General features: G+C 57.5%; 2 protein-coding genes and 1 pseudogene. All 3 read right to left on the bottom strand.

The window, feature by feature from the left end:
* Positions 1-907 (bottom strand): annotated as a pseudogene (locus ABN482_RS13685) (host specificity factor TipJ family phage tail protein); the annotation flags it as partial.
* Positions 908-959: 52 nt separating this feature from the next.
* Complete coding sequence (locus tag ABN482_RS13680) at positions 960-1,349, bottom strand: NlpC/P60 family protein (protein ID WP_349504504.1); 390 nt, start codon at positions 1,347-1,349, stop codon at positions 960-962.
* Positions 1,346-1,879: a DUF1833 family protein gene (locus tag ABN482_RS13675; protein ID WP_349504503.1), complete on the bottom strand. Its 534-nt coding sequence runs from the start codon at positions 1,877-1,879 to the stop codon at positions 1,346-1,348. The genes ABN482_RS13680 and ABN482_RS13675 overlap by 4 nt, the downstream gene beginning before the upstream one ends.
* Positions 1,880-2,091: the final 212 nt, after the last annotated feature.

Raw genomic sequence — 2,091 nt, 5'->3', positions numbered from 1 at the left:
TCCACGATACGCTGCGGCGTGACAGGCCACCCTCGTCATTGGCGTAAAACAGGCCGGCAGGAAAGACGATATCGACAGCAATCTTGTTGGTCTTGGTGCCGGCAGGGTTGGCAACAAACGGCCCGGCCACCGAATGGGTCTCTTCGTTCGGCCCCTTGAGTTCTATCCCTTGGACAGCATTCGATGTCACCACGTTATCGGGAAACAGCGTCACCAGCTCGCCGGGGCGCACAATCTCGTACTCGACCTCCTCGAAGTTGCCAATAGGCGTGTCCTCGATCCGGATTTCTTCGATGTCGTACTCACCCTGGCCTAGGCAAAACAGTTGGTACAGATAGGTCTGGTTGCCATCCAGCTCCGTGTAAGGCTGTGCAGCGAAGTCCGGATAGACGCGGAATCGCCCGTACTGGACCGGGATCGACTCCAGCAGACGCGCCGTGTTGCCCTGCGCCCCGATGGTGTATGTCGGGCTGGCCTGCTCTCTGGCCATCGTGCTGGGGGTCTTGGCAGGCGGGAAGATCGCAGACAGCAGCATGCTACCGCCGATAGAAACCAAAGCGGCCGCACCAGCACCAACCATCAACGCAGTTGTGCTGGTAGCCGCAACGCCAGCAGCAGAGGCATATGCACTAGCCGCCCAAGCGCCCACGCCAGCCGTCACAGCCGCCAGCGCCACCATCGCCACAACCTGCAACGGATTCGACCCACCTCCCCCGCCACCAGCAGGCAACAACGCCACCAGGACGACATCATCAGCCACCAAACGGCAGGCCCACTGATCCTGCACCAGCCACTTGCCATTCATCTGGACGATAAAGGTGTGCTGGCGTACCAGGTTGCGGCCACGGCCAGCCACCAGCCCTTCCCGGCGCAACACCGTATCCAGGCGCGTACCCGTGCGCGCCACAATCTCCACCCGATCCAGTTGTGGGCGAAACGGATTTCTACAAAGAGTGATATTAGGCATGGATTCGATAAAAGACAGGATGGGCAAAGCCCATGAAATTCAAATCGCGCAAAGGGGTAAAAACGATCCCTCTGCCCTCCAGTGCGTGTAATACGCCACCACCATCCAGGTTCAGATAAATACCAACATGTGGGTCATTTCCATCGCGTAGCAAAATGCCATCACCATGAGCGGGCATAGACACAATCTCCCACTCACCAGAGCGCATCTTGTGGGCATACATATCGCGGGCAGGATCACCAAACTCCACATCCTGAATTCCTCCACCAAAGTATGCAGCTCGACAATGCAGCAACAACCCCCAGCAGTCATACGCATCTGGCCCTCGGGCACCAAGCTCCCACGACAATCCGATGTAGCGGTTCACATCGACAGCATTCATCGCACCAATCCCGGAAACCGCGCCGCCATGTACTTCTCGTATGGGAATGCCCAGTTGTGAACATCTGACAGCGACGCCGTACCAGACACGGATGTGCCGGTCACGGTAACCTTGGTCAGTTCCATCGTGATCGGCGGGTCCATCTGCGGCTTGCTCAGGTCGGTCGATAGATAGGGCCGGTACGTCACATAGATAGGCTCCGGCTCATTGATGGCAGATTCGATATGCCCCACCACCTCGCGGGTCACACCGTCAATGGTGATCTGCATGGCAGGCACCTGCCCCTCTTCGAAACCCGGCAACTTGAAACGGAATGCCCCCGCGACAAAACCAACGTACTCGCCTGGATGCAACACCGCATCCCCCTCCAGCCTAGCCGTGATGTCTTCGTATCCAATCACAATGCGGATGGCAGTCGGCTGACCAGCATCGTCACGGAATGCCGAGTGGCGAACTTCCAGCGTATCAAAGATCACGCGATCGGTCGGAGCCGAGGCATAAGCCTCTTTCAGCGCTTGTTCAAGTGACATTTTTCTGGTGTCCATAAAAAAACCGGCCAGGCCGGTTATGAGCTCAATGCATCAGGTTGTATCGATTCTGCAATCCCCACGCCAAAAAGCGGTAACCGCTTGGGAGATATTTCGATAACTGCAGCCCTGGCCTTTCTGCGAGACTCCAGCACCTCTGTCGGGATGGGCTTGCCCTCCCGATGCTCCCGAGTTTCATACCAGTCGGTATCAGA

The organism is Corticimicrobacter sp. (assembly GCF_040137905.1).
Taxonomy (GTDB): domain Bacteria; phylum Pseudomonadota; class Gammaproteobacteria; order Burkholderiales; family Burkholderiaceae_B; genus Corticimicrobacter.
This window is presented reverse-complemented; position numbering and strand designations above follow the sequence as displayed.